This window comes from Paenibacillus rigui (assembly GCF_002234615.1).
Lineage (GTDB): Bacteria > Bacillota > Bacilli > Paenibacillales > NBRC-103111 > Paenibacillus_S > Paenibacillus_S rigui.
The window spans coordinates 35232-56456 of the sequence record NZ_NMQW01000052.1 but is presented as its reverse complement, the minus strand read 5'-3'; the positions used below and the strand labels follow the sequence as shown (position 1 = coordinate 56456).

Annotated in this window: 13 protein-coding genes; 10 read left to right on the top strand and 3 right to left on the bottom strand. The window is 47.2% G+C overall.

The window, feature by feature from the left end:
* Positions 1–49 precede the first annotated feature (49 nt).
* Together CF651_RS27780 and CF651_RS27775 are read right to left on the bottom strand one after the other, a co-directional pair.
* A complete protein-coding gene (locus CF651_RS27780; protein ID WP_094018115.1) occupies positions 50–1192 on the bottom strand; it encodes a sensor histidine kinase in 1143 nt (380 codons plus the stop codon).
* The gene (locus tag CF651_RS27775) at positions 1189–1875 is read right to left on the bottom strand and encodes a response regulator transcription factor (RefSeq protein WP_094018178.1); all 687 of its coding nucleotides are present in this window, start codon (positions 1873–1875) and stop codon (positions 1189–1191) included. Before CF651_RS27775 ends, CF651_RS27780 begins: the two co-directional genes overlap by 4 nt.
* A gap of 249 nt (positions 1876–2124) precedes the next feature.
* On the opposite strand from CF651_RS27775, the gene CF651_RS27770 reads away from it, so the two are divergent.
* From CF651_RS27770 to CF651_RS27745, 7 genes are all read left to right on the top strand, one after another.
* On the top strand, positions 2125–2568 hold the full coding sequence (locus tag CF651_RS27770; protein ID WP_094018114.1) for a cell wall hydrolase: 444 nt from the start codon (positions 2125–2127) through the stop codon (positions 2566–2568).
* 307 nt (positions 2569–2875) lie between these two features.
* A complete protein-coding gene (locus tag CF651_RS27765; protein WP_179233021.1) occupies positions 2876–3526 on the top strand; it encodes a glycosyltransferase in 651 nt (216 codons plus the stop codon).
* 671 nt (positions 3527–4197) lie between these two features.
* Complete coding sequence (locus CF651_RS27760; protein ID WP_094018112.1) at positions 4198–6525, top strand: hypothetical protein; 2328 nt, start codon at positions 4198–4200, stop codon at positions 6523–6525.
* Positions 6526–6548: 23 nt separating this feature from the next.
* Positions 6549–9014 carry a pectinesterase family protein gene (locus tag CF651_RS33015; protein WP_245856182.1) on the top strand — a complete coding sequence of 822 codons (2466 nt, stop codon included), beginning with the start codon at positions 6549–6551 and terminating at the stop codon, positions 9012–9014.
* Between the two features lie 202 nt (positions 9015–9216).
* Positions 9217–11478, top strand: a complete 2262-nt coding sequence (locus tag CF651_RS33010; protein WP_245856181.1) for an Ig-like domain-containing protein — start codon at positions 9217–9219, stop codon at positions 11476–11478.
* Positions 11479–11657: 179 nt separating this feature from the next.
* Positions 11658–13511, top strand: coding sequence for an S-layer homology domain-containing protein (locus CF651_RS27750; protein ID WP_094018111.1), 1854 nt, complete (start codon positions 11658–11660; stop codon positions 13509–13511).
* 377 nt (positions 13512–13888) lie between these two features.
* Positions 13889–14764, top strand: coding sequence for an AraC family transcriptional regulator (locus tag CF651_RS27745; protein WP_094018110.1), 876 nt, complete (start codon positions 13889–13891; stop codon positions 14762–14764).
* A gap of 74 nt (positions 14765–14838) precedes the next feature.
* On the opposite strand, the gene CF651_RS33460 is transcribed toward CF651_RS27745, so the two are convergent.
* Positions 14839–15366 carry a hypothetical protein gene (locus CF651_RS33460; RefSeq protein WP_425436343.1) on the bottom strand — a complete coding sequence of 176 codons (528 nt, stop codon included), beginning with the start codon at positions 15364–15366 and terminating at the stop codon, positions 14839–14841.
* Positions 15367–15495: 129 nt separating this feature from the next.
* Here CF651_RS33460 and CF651_RS27735 point away from each other — a divergent pair, with 129 nt between their 5' ends.
* From CF651_RS27735 to CF651_RS27725, 3 genes are all read left to right on the top strand, one after another.
* Positions 15496–17418 (top strand): putative thiazole-containing bacteriocin maturation protein, encoded by a 1923-nt coding sequence (locus tag CF651_RS27735; RefSeq protein ID WP_094018108.1) that lies wholly within the window; start codon positions 15496–15498, stop codon positions 17416–17418.
* Positions 17415–19358, top strand: coding sequence for a TOMM precursor leader peptide-binding protein (locus CF651_RS27730; protein ID WP_094018107.1), 1944 nt, complete (start codon positions 17415–17417; stop codon positions 19356–19358). Before CF651_RS27735 ends, CF651_RS27730 begins: the two co-directional genes overlap by 4 nt.
* A 61-nt stretch (positions 19359–19419) precedes the next feature.
* Complete coding sequence (locus CF651_RS27725) at positions 19420–20973, top strand: SagB family peptide dehydrogenase (protein ID WP_094018106.1); 1554 nt, start codon at positions 19420–19422, stop codon at positions 20971–20973.
* Positions 20974–21225 lie beyond the last annotated feature (252 nt).

The following is a 21225-nucleotide window of genomic DNA, read 5'->3' as shown; positions in this document are numbered from 1 at the left end:
AAAAAGCGAATTGCGCGGTCAATATAATCGGTCCATCCGCAGTAATGGTTTAGAAACTTTTTGTTATGGGTAGAAAAACGGTAAATTTAGTGCCTTTGTCAGGCTGACTCGCAACGCGAATGAAACCTCCGTGGGCTTTTACAAAATGATGGGCTATAGATAAACCGAGCCCCGTACCTCCTGTATACCGTGAACGTGCCTCGTCTACTCGGTAAAATCGATCAAAAAGGTGGGGCAGCTCTTCCGCAGGTATTCCGATGCCGGTATCGATCACCGAGACACAGGCAAAGTACGCATTCCGATCAACGACCTGTTCTTCGATTTCAACAGTAATCTTCCCTCCGCGCGGCGTGTAACGAATCGCATTGGTCAGCAAATTAAAGAAAAGCTGCGTGAGCCGTCTTGCATCGGCCATCACGGTTACCGGCCTCGATATCGTAAAAAGGCGAATGTCCAGTCCGTTTTCTTCCGCTTCGTATTTCACGTCGTCTACGATTTGTTCTAGGTGTACCGTCAGGTCGAGCGGTTTGCGATCGAGCGACAACCGGCCTGCCTCGGCGAGGGACAATACATGAAGATCGTCTACAAGCTGGCTGAGCCGGATTACCTCATCGTGAAGCCGAAGCAGCATTTCTGGCGGGGCATGATGGCCGGCTTGCTGATAATTTTCCAGTTTAAGCTGCATAACGGACAGCGGCGTGCGAAGCTCGTGAGCAACATCGGCTACCAATCGTCTGCGGGCTTCTTCGGCTTCTCGCAGGCGAAACGTCATATCATTGAACGTTTGGGCAACTTTACCATATTCATCTTTTGAGTCTACAGGTACTTTGACGTTCAGGTCGCCCTGGGCCACGCGCTCTATGGCTGATATAAGCTTTTTGAGGGGGAAGGTCAGCACCCCTGATATCCAAAAACTGAACAACAATCCGATCGTAACAAAAAAGAGCAATCGTACGCCGTGCGTGACTTGAAGCAATGTGTCCAGCCGCATGTTGTCAAGAAAATAGGATTTAAAGATTTCGATTTGCTCTTCTGGCGTGGCACTCAAATAATTAGCATTGATTTGTTCCTTTTGAAATTGATCCATCAAGCTGCTTGTATAAACTTGCGTTGTAAGAGAGAAAGTAATACTAACAATGAGCACCAGCAGTCCCATAGAGGCAAATATTTTCATGCGGACCGTCATCTTCATGAATGTTCACCAAATCGGTAACCGAAGCCATATACCGTTTGAATATATCGAGGATTGGTAGGATTGTCTCCCAGTTTGCGGCGAAGATTCCGGATATGGGAATCCATCGTTCTCTCGTATCCCATGTAATCATCCTCCAGAGCTGCCATTAACAATTGTAAACGGCTGAAGACAATACCGGGACGACCCGCCAGCGTGAATAGAATTTTGAATTCGGTTGGTGTTAATTGTATTTCCTGACCGTCTTTGAATACCTGACATTTGGCCTCGGAAATGATCAAGTTGTCTCTTTCCAAGAAGATCGACCTGTCTTCAGGTCCGTTCAAGCGGCGAAGTAAAGCACGGATGCGCGAAGCGAGCTCGCGCAAGCTGAACGGCTTCGTCAAATAATCATCCGCGCCAATTTCCAGACCGACGATTTTATCCGATTCATCCGACCGGGCTGTGACCATAATAATACCGCAATGTGAGGTTTGCCTTATTTCGCGGCATACGTCGATCCCGCTTTTCCCGGGGAGCATCCAATCAAGCACAACGAGATCAGGCCGTTCAGACTGGGCAACCATGAGTGCTTCGTTGCCGGTACTGGCGGTCAATATCCGGAACCCTTCACGTAGCAAATACGTCTGCATCTCCTCCAGCATGCCCGGTTCGTCCTCCACAAGCAACAATTTCGGTTCCATTCCCATCCCATCTTCCCCTTTTAGTCTGCTTCCATTGACAAGAGTTATATCGTTTACCGAAATTATACCGTGATCTGGTAAGTTCTTAAAGAAATCTATGCAAAGAGAGGAAGATCTGCATAAGTTCTCGACATTTAATTATGTTAACTGGCTGTGTTATTTATTATTTCTCTCTATTTTGCCAGAGTAATACATCCGCTTCACCTAAAATATAATAAGTCTAGAAATACATTCTAAAGAGGTGAGCCAATGGCGGTCGTAAAAGCCAGAAAACAGGATATTGATATGTTGGCAAGGTTGCTTCGAGCTGAGGCTGAGACCGAAGGCGAAATGGGTATGCTTCTTGTTGGAAATGTTGGTATTAACCGAATAAGAGCGAACTGCTCCGATTTTAAAGGAATCCGGACAATTCCCCAAATGATCAACCAGCCGCATGCGTTCGAAGCGTTGCAACATGGTTTGTACTATCAAAACGCAAGAGATAGGGAACGCCGTCTGGCGCAACGGTCTGTGAATGGGGAACGGAATTGGCCAGCTAAATTCTCCTTATGGTATTTCCGTCCAGGAACGTTCGAAAATCCCGGACCGTGTCCGCCAACCTGGTATAATCAGCCGCTCGTAGGACGATTCAAGAAGCACTGTTTTTATGAACCGACCGGGGCAGAATGTGAAAATGTATATAGTACGTTTTAATATTACAAACGAAAAGAGCACAGGATCTCTAAACCTGACTTGTCACAGCCATGTGTCTTTATGTTTACTGGAAAGTTGTTGTCACGCTACAAGCCTAGATATGTTGTCATGTACTTGTATGCTTAAAAGTCGCGTAATTGCGGCTTTTTTTGTTTTTAAAGATACTTGTGCTTGAACCCTTCTCGATAAAAAATCTTGATCGATGCATAGCTTAGCGGAATGCTGTAGGCCTCTGTATATAATCGGTTACTTTAGCCATAATATTACTAATCCGGTTTAATATAAACGTATAGAGGAGCAGATGAATGTGAAGAATAAAGGGTTGCTGGCGTTATTGTTAAACCTGACGCTTATTTTTAGCATGATGCCGGTAGTATCCGTTCAAGCGAAGGTAAACGAGGAGAAGGGTTCAGTTTGTCTAAGTCCCAAAATGGTGCAGCTGAAAACCGATATGCAAAAGGCTTGGATCGATCATACGATATGGACAAGAAGCTATATTGTCAGCGCCATATCCAATCGTCCGGATCAGAAAGACGTATTGGATCGGCTTTTGCAGAACCAGCAGGACATTGGCAATGCGATTAAGCCTTATTATGGGGAAGCTGTCGGCAATAAGCTGGCTGATCTTCTGAGAGAGCATATACTGATCGCAGGGAAAATTGTAGCGGCTGCCAAAGCGGGCAATCAGACGGATGTGAAGAAGCTAGAAGCGGATTGGCATAGGAATGCCGATGATATCGCCAAATTTTTAAGCTCAGCGAATCCGAACTGGCAGTTTAAAACGCTGCAGGATATGCTGTATACGCATCTGCAGTTGATTACGGAAATAGTCCTTGATTGTCTCAGAGGGGATTGGAAAGCGGATATTGCAGCAACCGATAAGAACGAGATCCATATGATTCATTTGGCGGATATTCTAACAGACGGTATTGTCAAACAATTTCCTGAAAAATTTTAAGGAAAGCAATAAAGGATTTAAAGCGGATTAGCTTTTTATAATTTCCCGAGAGGGTGGTTATGAAAAGCTTTTTCTTCATGGACACACGGGCAGCCGTTGCATTGATCGCGGCTGCTTTTTGTTATCGTGGGCGGTGTGTCGGACTCACCAAGAACTGGATCTTAGTCAACTTTTTTTGATATGAACGAAGTTTACGGCTTTTTCGAAAATTAGGCAGAATCAATGAAGCCCTATGTGCTGTCGGCTGCAGTTTTATTCTACTCAGTGCAAATTCAGGTTCAGTCTGCCCATGGTGTGGTTTCTCTATTACCTTACAATAGATTGTGTGAATAGATGGTGGAAATATATAGTGCCAAATATTTAGTTCAATTTTATAAGATAGAAATTTATAAATCATTGGAAACTACGAATTAATTTACAGTTTTGCCTAATTATATATTTTGATGATTTCAAGAATGCATAATTAGGCAAGTAATCATATCTGTAATATTCAAAATGACTACGCTTACAAATTTCCGTCTTTTGCAAGCGATTCGTCGAGATGAAAGGGGGGATTTACTTGAGTGAACCTGGAAGGATGGATGAATATTTGAAAACTCAACTCCTGCATAACTAACAGGTTGTTGTGAAGGTGAAAATTTACAATCAGTTAATTGGAGGTGTCGAAAGCTTTGCGCGATCAGATTGCAAAGATATTATGCTTCTTGTTGGTACTTAACTTATTTATTGGAAACGGTCTCATTGAATCGCCTGCTGCATCTGCTGCAGTTCTAGCTGGTGCGAATAGCGTATTAGTTGACGATGACTTTACGGCTTTGGATGATGGAACAACAGCAGATTCAGTCGGTTATGCGGTCTATAGCCCCACTTCTGGAAAGAGCTCTGCCCAAGTCTACACAGATGCAAATGGGAATAAGGGGATGTACCTGAATGTTTCCGGCGTTGGCTCCAGCACATTATCCATCGGCAAAACATTTACACCACAAACGGGCATTGTTACCGCACAATTCAAGTTCATGCAGCCGTCAGGCGCTAGGGTTAGAAATCAGTTGATTACTTTTGTCAGCAGTGCAGGAACCCCGGTGCTTCGGATTGGAACCGAGAATTCAACAAGTAAAGGGTTTATTTTCTGGCCAACCCCTACCGCGATGACTGGAGCTTATGATGTAGGCGTTTGGTATGACATCAAGATCGAAGCCAATCTGGTATCCAAAAAGTTTAACTTCTGGCTCAATGGGGCGCTTGCTGCCAGTAGACAAGACTTGGAGCTCAACACCGATATTGCAAAAATTCTAATCGGAACTCCAAGCGGGAATGGCGGGGAATATATTACAAACTTAAAGGTAACGAGTTCTTCACAGAACGATATACCCAAATCGCCAGCCATATATTCATGGGTGCCGCGTGACCAAGAAATCGGATTATGGTTTGAATCTGTAACAGAGGCTTCCTACTACAATATCAAAACACGTTTATCCAGCAAGCCTAATGATCCATGGTATGTATTGAGATATAATTCAAAAAACAATCCGACTGAAAGAGGATCTGCAAAAAACTACTATGTCGGCACTACGTCTCCAAGGATTGTAAATGGTCAGTCGTATGACATCGCGATAACATCTGTTTTGCAAGATACTCGAACCGGTAAATATTATGAGAGTGCTCCAACCTATCAAAATGGTGTTGTACCCAATGCTAGTGTTCCAGTGGCTTCTCTAAGCAACAGTATTATTGGAGATATCACGCTATTTGCGTCCTATTATTCAGCAAACTGGGCCGTGAAGTCGGGAATTAATGTGGGCGACAGCCCATTCTATTCTAGTATTTACAAAATTACGGATCTGCCAACCAAATATTCGAAAATGGATTGGATCTATACTGATAGCAGATCACAGACCTTTGCGGATAAAACCACCATGGCAACCTTTCCGGTTCGTGACAAAGCAACGGTTTACGTTGCGATCGATGACCGCGAGGATGTGCCTGCATGGCTGTCTTCTTCATGGACCGATACCGGCGACAAGATCCAACTTGATGGCGGAGCGGTTGTTTTAAAGATTTACAAGCAGACGTTTGCCGCGAACGCAACAGTCACAATGGGAACTAACACGACTACGAAAACCAATATTGGTTATTTCGTGTTGGCAGAGCGGACTCCTGTTGGTTTGACAATGGACCCGGTCACCAGCTTTGTTAATAATGACAATTTTACGGTGACAGGAAGCGTTTATGAAACTGGCGTCACACTGAATGTTTACAATAATTCGATTCAAATATATTCAACCACACTAACCCAAAGCAAATATGCTGTTCCAATCAAGCTGTCACCGGGTGTTAATAATCTGCAAGTAACAGCAAATCGGTCAGGTGTTAAGCTATTCGATTCAAGCGTAGCATCAATCACTTACGATGTAACTAACCCAGCGCTGCAAATTGCCGGGCCGCCAAATCAGGTAAAGGCTGCTGCATTTACGTTGACCGGGTCAACAAATAAGCTATCGAGAATTCAAATAATCAATAACGGAACAGCAGTTGTCGATTCTGTTTATGCCAATATCAAGGGGGCATTCTCTTATCCGATCACTTTCTCGGAAGGGATGAATAACCTTGATATTATCAATACCGACCAATCTGGCAACGTTACAAAAGCTACTTATTCCGTCCAGTATATGTTTTGGGCAGGGAAACCGGTTTACTATGATTTAAGCGGTAGTCAAGTTGCTTCTATTGCGCCAGCGAAAGATATTACAGCTTCGAAAGAAATTTCCAATACTACAGCTACAGCAAAGGAAGTCACGCTCATATTCGTACTTTACGATGCCAACGGCACCATGCTGAAGTATTCAATGGCTGTCGCAAATTTGGCGCCTGGAGAGAAGCGAGTGCTGTATGCCGGATTTACTATGCCAGAAGTAACCACTGGCTGTTCGTTAGAAGCTTTCGAATGGAATAACCTGGATGGAATGAAACCATTATCTGAAGAATCTCTACTACAATGATCATCTTTATAGGAGGTTGCGCAATGAAGAAAGCCCTTCAAATAGGGACGATATTACTGCTAGTTTTCCAACTCTTCCCTTTTACTATTATGGCAAATCCAATAACAACTGCAGCAGCGGCGACCGTTACTGAGCGCCCGACGGGAGTTGTGGCAGCAGCAGGGAATCAACAAGTCACTCTGACATGGAATTCAGTGCCAGAAGCAAGCTATTATAAAGTATTGCGAAGTACCGTCAATGGAGGACCCTATACACAAGTCGCAACCAATATCTCGGCATTGTCTTTTATTGATACCGATAACACCCTGATGAATGGCACCCGGTATTATTATGTCGTTACGGCAACAAGCGTTTCAGGAATTGAAAGTATGATATCTGACCAAACAAGCGTGATGCCCTATGAAGCTCCAACAGTCGCTCCAGCAGCACCGGCCGGGTTCTCGGCTATTGCGAATGATGGCAGCGTATCATTATCCTGGGATCCAGTTGCAGATGCAACCTCTTACACTGTCAACAGAAGTACGACGAGCGACAGCGGGTATGTCTCGGTTGCCAGTTCTTTAACCTCACCGGTTTTTACTGATACTAGCGTGGTTAATGGAACGCAATATTATTATGTAGTAACTGCACTTAATGCAAACGGTGAGAGCGCTAACTCCAAGGAATTAATTGTAGCTCCAGCGAAAGTGATCGTCGTTGATGCGAATGGTCAAGGGAACTATACTACCGTGCAAGCAGCGGTAAGCTCGATTCCTAGCACAAATACTTCACGTGTTGTTATTTATGTGAATGAAGGGGTTTACAACGAGAAAGTAACGGTTTCTTCTCCTTATGTAAGTATCGTTGGCGCAAGCCGAGATAAGACACAGATTGTAAGCGATGGGTCTGATTATAAAAAGCCGAATCAAGCAAGGGACCTTTCCACACTCATCGTCAATGCTAATAACTTCATGATGGAAAACATTACAATCTCCAATAATGCTCCTCCATCTGAAGGTCAAGGGCTTGCGATGGCTGTTAATGCAGACCAAGCTGTGTTTGAAAATGTCAAATTCACCGGTTATCAAGATACAGTTTATGTGGGATTATCCAACACCGCTCCGCGGATTGGCAGGGCTTACTTTCACAATAGTGTAATAACTGGACGTACAGACTATATTTACGGGCCTGCGAATGCAGTCTTTGACCATGTGGATGCGATCAGTATTAACACAGACGATGCAAACAATACTGGCGGCTTTGTAACAGCTGCTGCAACGAAACAAAATGCTGACGGCACCGTTCCAGGCTTGGTATTTTTGAATTCCCGACTGATGAAGGACAGCAGCACGAAAGGCTTGCATCATTTGGGCCGTCCTTGGCAAGATCAACCGACGGTTCGCTATATCAACACATGGATGGATAGCCATATTAATCCGGACGGCTGGACGCCCATGAATCCTGATATTACGCAGTATTACTATTCCGAATATAACAGCACGGGGCCAGGCGCAAGTCCATCAACGCGTAAACTAGGTGCTGACTCAGACTCGAGCCATTTTGCCATGAGCGCTCAACAAGCTAATAATTTTACGATTCCGCGAGTGTTTGACGGATGGGATCCGTCCCAGCTGGTGATTCTGCCAAAAGCTTCGTCCAAGGTTACTGCAAGCTTAGCGCCCGGCACACCAGATGGAGTAGGGGATGTTTATACAACTTCTGTAGTTGCTTCATTGAGAATTTCGAATAATGAGTACGGCTCTAAATCTGCACAATATCGAATCAACGGCGGCGCTTGGACAACTTACAGCGCTGAATTCGAGGTAACTGCTACGGGAACGAACAAAGTTGATTATCGTTTGGTAGATGATAAAGGCAACGCAGGAACGATTCAAACATTAACGATTAAGATCGATCCGAATGCCAAGAAGAAATTGCCTGCATTCCCTGGAGCGGAAGGCGGTGCGATGTATGCGACCGGCGGACGAGGTCAAACCGTTTACGAGGTAACAACGTTGGCGGATTACTCTCCCACAGCTGGTGAATCACCGATTCCAGGATCGTTTCGGGATGCGGTCAGCCAGCCGAATCGAACCATTGTATTCCGGTTGTCCGGTACGATCGAGCTGAAGGAACGGCTAACCATTGGTTCAAGCAATACAACTGTTGCCGGACAAACGGCTCCCGGGGACGGTATTGCAATAAGTGGTTATATGGTCAGTATTGGAGCCGGGACAAATGGAACAAACATTATCTTGCGATATATCCGTTTCCGGGGTGGAATTAATCTTCTTGGTGATGCGGCGGATGTATCTGGAGATAATGTGATTGTGGACCACTGTTCTTTTAGCTGGAGCACAGATGAAGATTTGTCAACAAGAGAACATAAAAATATTACCGTTCAATGGTCAATTGTTGCTGACAGTTTGAATCAATCCATCCATCCATGGGAAGGGTGCTCACGGTTTTGGCGGTATTTGGGGCGGAGAAAATGTAACCTTTCATCATAACCTGATTGCCAACCATGTCAGCAGAAATCCCCGGTTCGATAAACAAACAGATAAGAGCCCGTTAAAAGTTGATTTTCGTAATAATGTTATTTATAACTGGGGTTTTAATTCGACGTATGGGGGAGAACTATCCACAGCAATCAACATGGTGAACAATTACTATAAGCCTGGTCCAAGTACTTTTGATGGTGTCAAGTCTCGTTTGGCAAACCCATCTGGACAATATGCTGGTACATGGTATATTGACGGGAATATTATGGAAGGCTCTCCATCTGTTACTGCCGATAACTGGAGTGGCGTTAGTCCGGATTTTGGATTTGGGTCCTTGACCAAGCTGACAAAACCTGCTGTAATTCCTGATTTTAATGACCCGATCGGTGGTCCGGTTTCTACGGATAGCGCTATAAATGCCTACAACAAGGTTCTCGCCGGTTCAGGAGCAACTTTACCTAAATTAGACCAACTGGATGCCCGCATTATAAATGATGTGAAGAAGGGTACAGGTAAAATAGTTAACACAATCGCAAGCGATGGAGGCTTACCCGTGCTTAATTCTCTGCCTGCCCCTGCAGATAGTGACCACGACGGAATGCCGGATGCTTGGGAAAATGCTCATGGCTTGAATCCGGGTGATGCTTCAGACCGCAATGGCGATTACAATAACGATGGCTATACAAACCTTGAGAAGTACCTCAATACTTTAACAACAACGGGTTCTGCCAATCCCGATGTTTCAGTTACTGCTCCGAAGATGTATCAGCAGTTTACTGCCGGGAGTGATGTTACCATAAATGCGACCGCCTCTGACAAAGACGGTACGATTGCCAAAGTTGAGTTCTACGATGGCAGCACGAAAATTGGTGAGTCCCTTGCCGCACCTTACTCCTTTACATGGAAAGGTGCTCCATTAGGGCAGCATTATATGTATGCCAAGGCGATTGACGACACAGGAACGATGACGTTATCGTCTGTCGTTATCATTTATGTGAAGGGTCCGGAAAATGTCGCGGCTCCGTGGACTTCTAAAGATATCGGAACAGTGGCCATACCCGGTACTGCAAACCTTACAGGAACGACATTCACAGTTAAAGGTTCAGGTAACTTATCCGCTGCATCAGATTCATTTCATTATGTGTATCAGCCCGTTCAAGGGGATTTTGAGATGGTTTCGAATGTAGCCTTTGACTCAGAGGTTGATAACGGTGTCAAGTTTGGTTTGATGGCGCGCGAAACTCTCGAGCCCGGCTCTAAAGCTACTATGCTTGTGATGTCCGAGGAGGAATATGAGGGGAAATACGCAACCATGCTAAATAGGGCAACAAAATCAGCCAATTATAGTAATCTCGGCGAGGTAACGACAGAGCAAGATCATTTCGCTCCTCCTTACTATTTGAAATTGATTCGTAAAGGCAATGTAATCTCGGGTTATGCGGGTTCGGATTTAACGCACTGGAGATTAGTCGCGTCTGCAACTGTTGATATGGCAGATCAGATTTACCTGGGGATGGCAGTTGACGCTCACAAGGGAACGAACAATAACGATTACTTAACATCCGCAACTTTCAAAGAGGTGACGGTAAAACGCGGCGCGGCATTTAGTATCACGAATGCTTCAACCGATACCACCAATATTCCCCAGTACACCATACAAGGGACCATGGTGGATCATGCGACGATCTCTATTACAAGAGATGGACTTAATCTGGTCGATCCTTTTACTGTTGCAGCCGGACAAAGTTTTTCAAAACCCATTCAGTTAAACGATGGCTTGAATAAAATCGTAGTTAGCGCTCTGAATACGGAATCATTCGGGGATTTTGTGAATTCGAAGCAAATTGCCGTCACCTACAACAAAGTAGGAACCATCGTAACGCCTAACCAGTCTGTTCCGTCTACAGTTAACGATCCGAAGTACACCTATAGCGGCAGCGTCAACAAAAACGCGAAGGTTACCATTACTTTGAATGGAACCACGATTGTAAACGCAGAAACCAAACAAGCAAACGAGTCTTTCAGTGTACCGTTAACATTGACTGAGGGAACGAATAAGCTCGTTGTATCAGCAATCGACGATTTTGCAATTGCAGGGGTCTATACGTATACCATCACTTACAGTAAGGAATGGGGAGCCGGCGTCTTTACAGCTTCGGCGATATCTATAAAAGACCTCCAAGGAAACACACTTTCCAGGATGGCGGCATCAAAGGATATATATGTTTCGGTAACTTTCCACAACAATTCGTTAGTAGATAAGTCGGGTATTATGGTCATCGCACTTTTTGATGCTGATAATAAGATGGCTACGTATACATTTGCTGATCAAACGGTGGCTGCTGGTTCGGATAAGTCTTTCATGGCGATAATGAAAATGCCGGAAAATTTGACTGGCTGGAAAGTGAAAGCCTTCGCCTGGAACAGTCTTGCTAATAAGTCCGTTATTTCGAACGAAGCTGTGCTTCAATGATCTTGTCTTATTCATGATAAGTTGATGTTAGGTGCCCGAGAAGCAGCATTTCAAATTCCATTAAGATTCCTTGGGCGCCGCTTCTCATTTTCACAAAATACTTTTTACAAAAATCAGTATATGTGGCGGGAAGGGTACTTCTCCCCCTCCTCCCGTATCTATTCCAAGGAGGAATACAATTGCGAAGATGGGCGGTTTTACTACTATCTTTCCTCATGTGTTTCGGAATGATGATTCCGTCTGCACTTGCTTCCGCACCAACGATCAGTGCGTTATATGATGAGAATACAGGAAGAGTTATGATAACCGGAACGCTAGGTTCGGCACAAGGGACTATTGTAACCGTACAAGTTATTGACCCATTAAACCAGTTGGATTATATAAAACAGGCTGTCACTGGTGCTAATGGTACCTACCAATTCAGTTATAAACTGAAGCAAAGAATCAACGGCACATTTACCGTAACTGTCAGCGGACAAAGTGAAGAGCAAGTAAATGTTACAACCTTTGAAGTGAAGATGAGCGTCAGTGTCGCATTAGATGGTGTTAGAAATCTAATCGTCTCTGGTTATCTCGGAGTTTCTGAAGGAAATAAGTACACGGTTCGTATTGTAAATCCAATGGGGAATGAGGAGTACAGGCAAGATGGCGTCACTGGTGCAAACGGAGCTTACAGCATAAATTATTCAATTCAAAACAGGATTATTGGAAACTATATGATTACAGTAAACGGGCAGAGGCCTGATGCTGTTGCGTCAGCTAGCTATTATATGAGTGAAACTGATCGCAAAAAACATAATGGTGGAGGGGGATCATCATCTAATTCTACTTCATCTACAACCAATAACCCTACTCCAGAAACGCCGTCATTACCGCCGGTTCAGCCTTTAGAAAAGCCGGATGTTAAGATTTCACCAGAGGTGAAGATGGACAAAGCAAGCGGGACGGCATCCGCATCCCTTTCCAGTGAAGATGCGATAAATGCTGCAGGAGCAAATGTGGTTGTTGAAATGAAAGAAACTGTGGGTGCTAATAAGTATCAACTTTATTTGCCAGCCAGCCTGCTTATGTCAAGCTCAGACAAAAAGATAACAGTTGTAACAGAACTGGGTTCTGTTACGGTTCCACAAAATATGTTGGAAAATGAAAGCTTGGAACCAGCAACAGAAGTTAGTCTTGCAGTTGGCAGAGCAGACAAAGCTGCATTGCCAGCTGAAGTCCAAGAGAAGGTCGGAAACAAGCCTGTCATTGAGTTAACCATTACAGCGGGCGGTAAAAGAATCACATATAATAACCCCGATGCCCCGGTTACGGTTTCAGTCCTGTATCAGCCAACAGCGGAGGAATTGAAAGACCCAGAGCATATAGTTGTCTGGTTTATAAGTAACAGCGGTAATGTACAACCTGTGCCGAGTGGAAAATACGATAGCGCGACTGGCACAGTTACTTTTACAACCACACATTTTACTACTTATGCCGTCGCATTTGTGATGAAGACTTTTGCCGATTTGGATTCTGTCGGCTGGGCGAAAAAGCAGATTGAAGTCATGGCAGCAAAAGGCATCATATCCGGCACCACAGAGACGGCTTTCAATCCGGGAGCGAATATTACTCGTGCGGATTTTATGATTCTGTTAACGAAGACGTTTGGCTTTACAGCAGCCGTTAGATCCAACTTCAACGATGTGCTGCCGACTGATTATTATTACGAGGCCGTAGGCATTGCGAAGCTTGACCTTACTAATGGTCAAGAGGATGGCACATTCAATCCTGATGAACCCATATCCAGACAAGATATGATGGTTCTGTTATCCAGAGCGATGAAACTAGCAGGAAAGTTGGACACACAAGGCTCGGAGAACGATTTAGCGGCCTTTGATGATAAGGCTAATGTAGCCGACTATGCCGTGCAGGGTGTTGCTTCATTGATAAAAGGCGGGGTTGTTGAAGGTAGCGGGAACATGCTGAATCCGATGGGAAATTCAACCAGGGCCGAAGCTGCAGTAATGCTTTACAGAATATATAATAAATAAAATCGAATAATTTCATAGGCATTTACCGGATCCAAAGCGCAAATATATACCTTGATATGATTAGAGGGTATAAATTTGCGCTGTTTTATTTGGAATTCAGACCAGCCTTGCCCCGATGAACTCTAAAACGAGAATTGTACAGGGAATAGGGGCGTGATCCACCTATTGAATAATTGGTTAAATTTGATAATAATTACAATATAGCTCCCCCGAAAATTAGGCTGAAAGTAAACAACTTACACTACTGAGGTACCGGGTTCATTTAGTTTCCATTTTAATGTTCGCATTTATATACGGCTGGCGACATAAAACAACCTGTTGAGACGCTTGCCAAATAGGTGGGCGACACTACGCAGTTGAAAAGGGGGTCCAGTAAGATGAAAATGAGATCGAAAACAATCCAATATGTTGATATATCAAGCTTTCACATGACCCTACATATGTTTCAGGCTCACCGAAGGAAGTCGGAGGCTGGATGGTCTTTTCCAAAGCATAATCATCAATTTTTTGAATTGAATATGGTTTTAGAGGGAACGCAGTACTTCAACCTGACAGATCGGAAGTTCAAAATGACAGCAGGGGACATCCTATTCATAAAGCCGGACGAAGTCCACAGCTGCCATTGTCCCGACAATCAGAATATAACCTATGTATGCATGCATTTTAATGTGGATGAGCCGCAATTAAGGCAGTCGTTGTTAAAAATCAAAGACTCTTTGCATCCAGAAGGAAGCCCTTTATGGGAAGCTCTTTATCCTGCCTTGATGAGAATTGACACAATCGGAGCTGAGGGAGATAAACATTACAATGACTTGAAAAATGTCAGTCTATTTTTAGAAGTGATATCAGCAATATGCCGCACTGTGGCTAATCCGATGCATCATATTCTAGGAAATGAGAATCGTTACGACAGACTCGCTTCACGGATAGCCAAAAAAATTACTAGTCTAGCAGACGATTGGGCAGAAGTTGGAGGGGATGTTTTAATCAAACACGGAATCAAAGAGGTAGCGGAAGAGCTTGGGTACCATCCAACCTATTGTACCCGAGTGTTTAAAAGTATGTATGGCGTTTCCCCCCGCGACTATATCTCCAACATAAAGCTTCGGGAGTCAAAATTGCTTCTGTCGCAGCAAGACCTGACGATTGAACAGGTCGCGGCACGTTTAGGATACCGTGATGTTTCCTATTTTAGCAAACAATTCAAACGTTGGACGAACCTTTCACCATCAGACTTTAGACGAAGGATTTGACGAGCCGCCGTTGGCGGCTTTTTTCTATGCAATATTTCTAGAGTTTTCTCCCCATAAGGAAAAAACAGCTGTCCTCAGAGATTAACCGGGGCTGGTGTTTTGCGTGTCCGGATTTTGGTACAGACGCCCAAAAAATAGGCCTTTGACTCAGTAACAAATGCGGAGTGTCGACCATAAGTTGGAATCATGTCGATATAAAAAGTTAATGGAGGTTTATCACATGACCAATTTTCAAAATGAGCTTCAACAGTTGGATGTTTCGCAGTTCCAGGCAACGGAAATGACGCCTTGGGAGCAGCAAGCCCAGTATTACGCAGGCCAATTCCCGAATGGTCAGGAGCCAGTGGATCCTGCTCGTCTTTGCGTTGGATTTTGTGCGGGGGTTTGTGCCGGCTTTTGCGCAGGCTTTTGCGGCGTATTTTGCGCAGGAGTTTGTGGTGGGTTTTGCGGCGGCTTTTGTGGTGGCGTCCGCTGTAGTAACTGCGCAGGTTTCTGTGGCGGCGTTCGCTGTCATAACTGCGCCGGCTTTTGTGGCGGCCACCGCTGCCGCTGACGCCTTCGGCTTCTCTTCCGGATAGCACTAAACCGATCGTCTGCTGCACAACACTGTGCGGCAGGCGATTTTCTATCTAAATAAGAAGATGTCTGACATGAGGGACAAATAGAAGTACATATGATATAGAACGAAGACTGCAAATTGGAGAACAGTATTTACGGTTAGGAGGGCTGAGATGTCAAAGTTGCCCCTGTCTGCGCGCCTTAAGATAAAGGCGGATACATTTTATTTGCCGTTTCAAAATGACAGTGTCTATTTCCGAAACAACGTTGGCACGTTTCACATGAAAGGCGAGATGATTGACCGATGGCTGGAAAAGCTTATCCCTATGTTCAACGGGGAGCACACATTAGCGGAATTAACGGACGGGCTATCTGACCCATACCGGGATCGGGTATACGAAATCGCGGAAGTGCTGAGGGAAAAAGGCTTTGCTCACGATGTGAGTCAGGATCGCCCGCATATTCTCTCGAAGCAAACGGTCCGAAGGTATGCAGGTCAAATTGCTTTTCTTGACAGCTTCGGCGAATCAGGTGCTTATCGGTTTCAGTGTTACCGTCAGGCTGAGGTGCTCGCGATCGGCTCTGGCCAGATCTTTTCCTCTTTAGTGTCGTCGCTTCTTGAATCGGGTCTTCCTCGGTTCTGCACATTAATTACGGATTCACTGCCAACGGATCGGCGTCGGCTTACGGCCTTAGCGGAGCACGCTCGCTTGACGGATCCCGAGGTAGCAATCGGGGAAATTGTATTGCCGAGCAAGACCGCCGATGGTTGGAGAGAAGCGGTGCGGCCATTCCAAGCGATCCTCTATGTATCTGAGCGGGGCGATTGCGAGGAACTGCGGCTTCTTCATAAAGCATGTCAAGCTGAACGGAAAACACTGATTCCTGCTGTTCGGTTGCATCAGGCCGGCATAGCGGGCCCGATCGTGCATCCGGACAGTGCGGTCTGTTGGGAATCGGCATGGCGGCGCATTCACGATTCTGAAGTGTTTAAAGATCCAGAGCAGTTTGCGTTCTCCTCAACGGCAGGGGCACTGCTCTCGAATGTGATTGTTTTCGAGCTGTTCAAGACTGTGACTGGCGTCTCCGAGCCGGAGCCGAGAAGTTCACTATATCTGTTTGATTTGGAGACATTGGAAGGAAACTGGCACCCCATACTTCCGCATCCGTTTGCTGCTGGGAAAATCAACGCCACAGCTAACTGGGTGGATAACGCAGAGCTACGGCTCGAGGAAGGACCGGAAGGCGGAGTAGTAAATGGGCTGTTTCCGTACTTCAGCAAGTTGACTTCGGACCGGACAGGAATTTTCCATAGCTGGGAGGAAGGGGACCTCGTCCAGCTGCCCTTGTCACAGTGCCGCATTCAGGCAGTTGATCCGCTGTCAGAAGGGCCGGCCGGGATGCTGCCGGACATCGTTTGTTCGGGATTGACACACGGGGAAGCACGGCGTGAAGCGGGGCTTGCCGGGCTTGAGGCGTATGTATCGCGGCTTTCAGGGGTTCTCGTGAACACCGAGCAGTTTATCGGCATCGGTATCGGAGAGACAGCCTCAGAAGGCATGGTTCGTGGACTTCAGGCTTGTTTGACAAAGCATTTGGAGGCACGTATGACAGGCATGAAGCCGATTGTCGTTCGGGCTCGGCTCGGTCAGATTGACGACGAGCCATGCAGGTTTTATTTACAGGCGCTGACTACGATGCAGGCCACACCGACGATTGGACTTGGAGAGGAAGTATGCGGATTTCCCGTCGTATGGGCCGGTACGGAGTATGGATGGTTCGCAGCAACCGGCCTGACCGTTACAACGGCGCTGCGCAGGGCGCTGCAGGCATCTCTGATGAAGGCGCAAAACGGATCCGCATACCGCGTGTCGCAGGCAGTGGAGGTCAGGACCGTGCAGCTAGGTTCGGGCGTCCTGCTGGAGCTGTCCGCCCCAGGTGAGGAGTCGACGCTGGATGGGATTAGGGATGCGATGCGGAAGCTGAAAATTAGCGGCCGGGAAGTTTTCGTAATCGATTTGGCGGTGGAGCCGTTTTTGCGTGATGGTCCTGCTGCTGTCTTCGGTGTGCTGCTGGGAGAGGGGGAAGCCGGATGAGTGCGGTCGTAGCCGTTGTCGGTGAAGGAGTGCTGGCGGAGCTGGTATGTGGGGAGCTGATCTCCGAGAGCCAAATTGTTCGTTTGACCGATTTCAGGGAGGGATTGCCGAAAGATGTAGATTTTGCCTTGGTACTGAACGATGCCTGGCAGCCAGACGTTCACCGTGAGGCGGAAGCAGTGCTTCAGGCTGCAGGTATACCGTGGCTCCGTGGTTTCGTCGCTTTTGGTGAAGGCGTTATCGGTCCGCTCGTCAGGCCAGGCAAGTCTGGATGCTCCAGGTGTGCCGATACTCGGCAGCTTACAGCAGGGCGCGATCGCGGGGAAATGCGGGCATTGCAGCAGCGATTGACGGAGACCGGGGGAATGTTGTCTGACACCTGGGCATCGCGCACGGGACTGCTGCATATGGCGCATTTGCTTACGGCGGAATCACGGAATGTGCTGCGGCGAAGCCGTTCCCGCACGGAAGAACATGTGGTTTTTGTCAACTTAAAAACGTTAAATTGTTCCAGCCATTTCTTCCTCCCGGACCCGTTGTGTCCGATATGCGGACGTCTGCCTGAAGATTCGCGTGATGCGGCCCAGATTTCGCTCAAGCCGTCCCCAAAAGTCGGAGATAACATTTACCGCAGCCGGTCGCTCCAAGAGCTGAAAGCTTTTCTGACCCAGGATTATTTCGATTACAAGACGGGATTACTAAACGGAAAAATGCTGGATCTGGTTTCGCCCTTGGCCGATGTAACCGTGAATCTACCGATGTTAGAGCAGGACGAATTGACGGCGGGCCGGACGAACAGCTATGCGGATAGTGAGCTGTCGGCTGTTCTGGAAGGCCTAGAGCGTTATTGTGGTATGGCGCCACGTGGCAAGCGCTCGGTGATTATCGGCAGCTTCCGGCAATTTGCAGGGGACGCTCTCGATCCCGTGACGGTCGGGCTGTATGCTAAGGAGCAGTATGAGCTGCCTGGATTTCCCTTTAGGCCGTTCGATCCTGATGCCGAGACCCATTGGGTCTGGGGTTATTCTTTTGCGCAAGGACGCCCGATTTTGGTGCCGCAGTGGCTCGCGTATTACAGCTCTCCCTGTCGGCAAGGCTTCGTGTACGAGACATCCAACGGCTGCGCCGTGGGCGGAAGCTTGGAGGAAGCGATCATGTACGGGATGCTGGAGGTCGTGGAACGCGATTCGTTCTTGCTGACATGGTACGCAAAACTTCCGCTTCCCCGCCTAGATCCTCAATCTGCCGGAGACCGTGACCTGAATCTCGTAGTAGACCGGCTGCGGGCCATTGCCGGCTTTGATGTGCTTTTGTTTAACGCGACGATGGAAAATGGCATTCCCAGCATTTGGGCGATAGCCAAAAATAGAAAGCCTAATGGGTTGAATCTTATTTGTGCGGCCGGAGCGCACCCGGATCCAGTACGTGCAGCAAAAGGTGCGGTTCACGAGCTGTCGGGGATGATGCTTACATTAGACCAAAAGTTCGAAGCGAACCGTGAGGACTATATACAGATGCTCCATAATCCTTCACTGGTTAGGAGCATGGAGGACCATTCCATGCTGTACAGCTTGCCGGAGGCGGAGCCGCGGCTTCGTTTTTTGCTGGAGGAAAACCGACCGCTCAGAGCGTTCGCACAAGAATTTGAGCCCGCTCCGAAGCACCGGGATTTGACCGAAGACCTGAAGGCGATGATCGGCAAGTTCCTCCGGCTGCATTTGGATGTGGTTGTAGTTGACCAGACAACACCGGAATTGAGACGTAACGGGCTGCACTGCGTGAAAGTACTCATACCCGGCATGCTGCCGATGACGTTTGGCTACCATTTTACCCGTTTGGCGGGATTGGAAAGGGCGCTTCGAGTGCCGGCCGAGCTCGGGTATATAGAAAAGCCCTTGCATCCGGAGGAACTCAATGCTCATCCGCATCCGTTCCCATAAATGAGCATGGCGGATGTCGTGCAAAACAAGGTATCACAATAGGGCGATTGGGGGAAACAGTATGAGTCTGGAAGCATTTATTCGCCAGCTTCATGCCGACAACAACGGGAGTGGGCCGTCTGGCTGGGAGGTCGATTGGGACGATGCACCGTTTCCCTATAAGCTTTATCGCGGGCTGCCGACTCTTCCACTGTCCTCGGATATTCCAATGACGCTGGAACCGCAGGTAACGCCCGTTGAACCAAACCTGAAAACCATCGGCCATTTTCTGTGGTACGTCTACGGGCTGACACAAGTATGCTATTCTCTTGCTGTTCCGACGCGGATGTACCGTAGATTCGTCCCTTCCGGAGGAGGATTGTACCCGAACGAATTATACATATATCTCCGCACGGAATTCGACGTTCCCGGACTGTACCATTACGATGTAGCGCATCATCGCTTAGTGCTGCTGCGTGAAGGCGAGTACGATTCGTACTTGGCCCGGGCTCTTGGCAACCGCTGTGATCTATCCTCATGCTTCGGCGTTGTCTTTGTTTCGGCGATGGTTTGGAAAAATGCTTTCAAATACAACACCTTTGCCTATCGTCTGCAAGGCCTTGATTCAGGAGTGCTGCTTGGGCAGCTGCAGGAAGCTGCGAAGCGGTTCGGTTATACATCAAGAGTGCATTTCCGGTTTCTGGACCGAGCCGTAGGCCATCTGCTCGGGCTATCCGGCTCAGAAGAGAACGTTTATTCGGTTATACCTCTTTCGGCACAGCGCGACATCGCATGGATCGACGATGCGGGCGGTGCACAGATGCAAGTCACGGCGGATGAGCTGTGCGGTGAGCTGCCGGCTATCCAGCATGATTATTACGTACGATCGAAAACCGTTAAGGAGTTTCCGAAACTGACTCAGATGAACGAAGCGGCGGCACTCGATACGTTGTTGTCATTTCGCCGCTTAGAACCCGCCAATCGAGCGGAAAGCGGACTTCAGACAGTGTATTTACCACCGGTGAAGCGGCTGAGCATCGATCTGGCGGCGACCAGCCGTGCACGGCATTCTCCCGAAAGCGAATTTGTCTTGAGCCGTGTAACGGTGCATCAGCTAGCCGCCCTGCTGCAGGAAGCTACGGCTTCCTTCATGTATCGTAACGATTTGGACGGCGGGGAGGAATCGGCACCGCTTCGTCTCGCGTTATACGGATGCTTCTATAACGTCGAAGGCGTACCGGACGGCGCATATCGCTATGACGCAACTGCCCACGCGCTCCGGCGTGAGCTCGCAGGTGATCATCGGCTCCGGCTGCAGCAGGGGATGACCCTGCATAACGTCAATTTGTTTCAAGTACCGATCTGTCTGCATATCGCCGGTGACGATGATCACTTGTTTCCCCTATTGGGGTATCGAGGATACCGCATCCAGCAGATGGAAGCCGGCATGCTATTGCAGCGCCTTCTGATGGCTGCGTCTGCTCTCGGCATGAATGGGCGTCCGCTGCTTGGCTTTCAAGCCGGATCGTGCGACGAGCTTTACCAGATGTCCATGCATGGACGAACCAGCCTCATCCAAATCCCGATCGGTCGTTGCCTTCCCCGTGGCCGGTTGGTGGGAGGGTTGCATAGCTAGTTGTTAAATAGAAATTCATTCCTTCGTCACTTCAAGCTACAGGGAGGAGGTCAGCTTAATAAGCGACGCCGAAGGCGGAGTATCCTAGCGAACCTGCAGCAGGACGACGTCTTTATGGATGTACTCATACTGCAAAAGAAACCAATGGACACCCTTTGAGATCCCCATGGAATGGGGATTTTTTTATTCAAATCCATATGCTTTCAGTCGCGAAGTGACACCACAATCGTACATAATCATTTACGACGCAGC

What these genes read in the sequence shown, in the direction of transcription:
- CF651_RS27775 (WP_094018178.1), bottom strand. Translation starts at nt 1,875, where the DNA reads ATGGAACCGAAATTGTTGCTTGTGGAGGACGAACCGGGCATGCTGGAG.
- CF651_RS27725 (WP_094018106.1), top strand. Translation starts at nt 19,420, where the DNA reads ATGAGTCTGGAAGCATTTATTCGCCAGCTTCATGCCGACAACAACGGG.
- CF651_RS27770 (WP_094018114.1), top strand. Translation starts at nt 2,125, where the DNA reads ATGGCGGTCGTAAAAGCCAGAAAACAGGATATTGATATGTTGGCAAGG.
- CF651_RS33015 (WP_245856182.1), top strand. Translation starts at nt 6,549, where the DNA reads ATGAAGAAAGCCCTTCAAATAGGGACGATATTACTGCTAGTTTTCCAA.
- CF651_RS27745 (WP_094018110.1), top strand. Translation starts at nt 13,889, where the DNA reads ATGAAAATGAGATCGAAAACAATCCAATATGTTGATATATCAAGCTTT.
- CF651_RS27735 (WP_094018108.1), top strand. Translation starts at nt 15,496, where the DNA reads ATGTCAAAGTTGCCCCTGTCTGCGCGCCTTAAGATAAAGGCGGATACA.
- CF651_RS27780 (WP_094018115.1), bottom strand. Translation starts at nt 1,192, where the DNA reads ATGAAGATGACGGTCCGCATGAAAATATTTGCCTCTATGGGACTGCTG.
- CF651_RS27730 (WP_094018107.1), top strand. Translation starts at nt 17,415, where the DNA reads ATGAGTGCGGTCGTAGCCGTTGTCGGTGAAGGAGTGCTGGCGGAGCTG.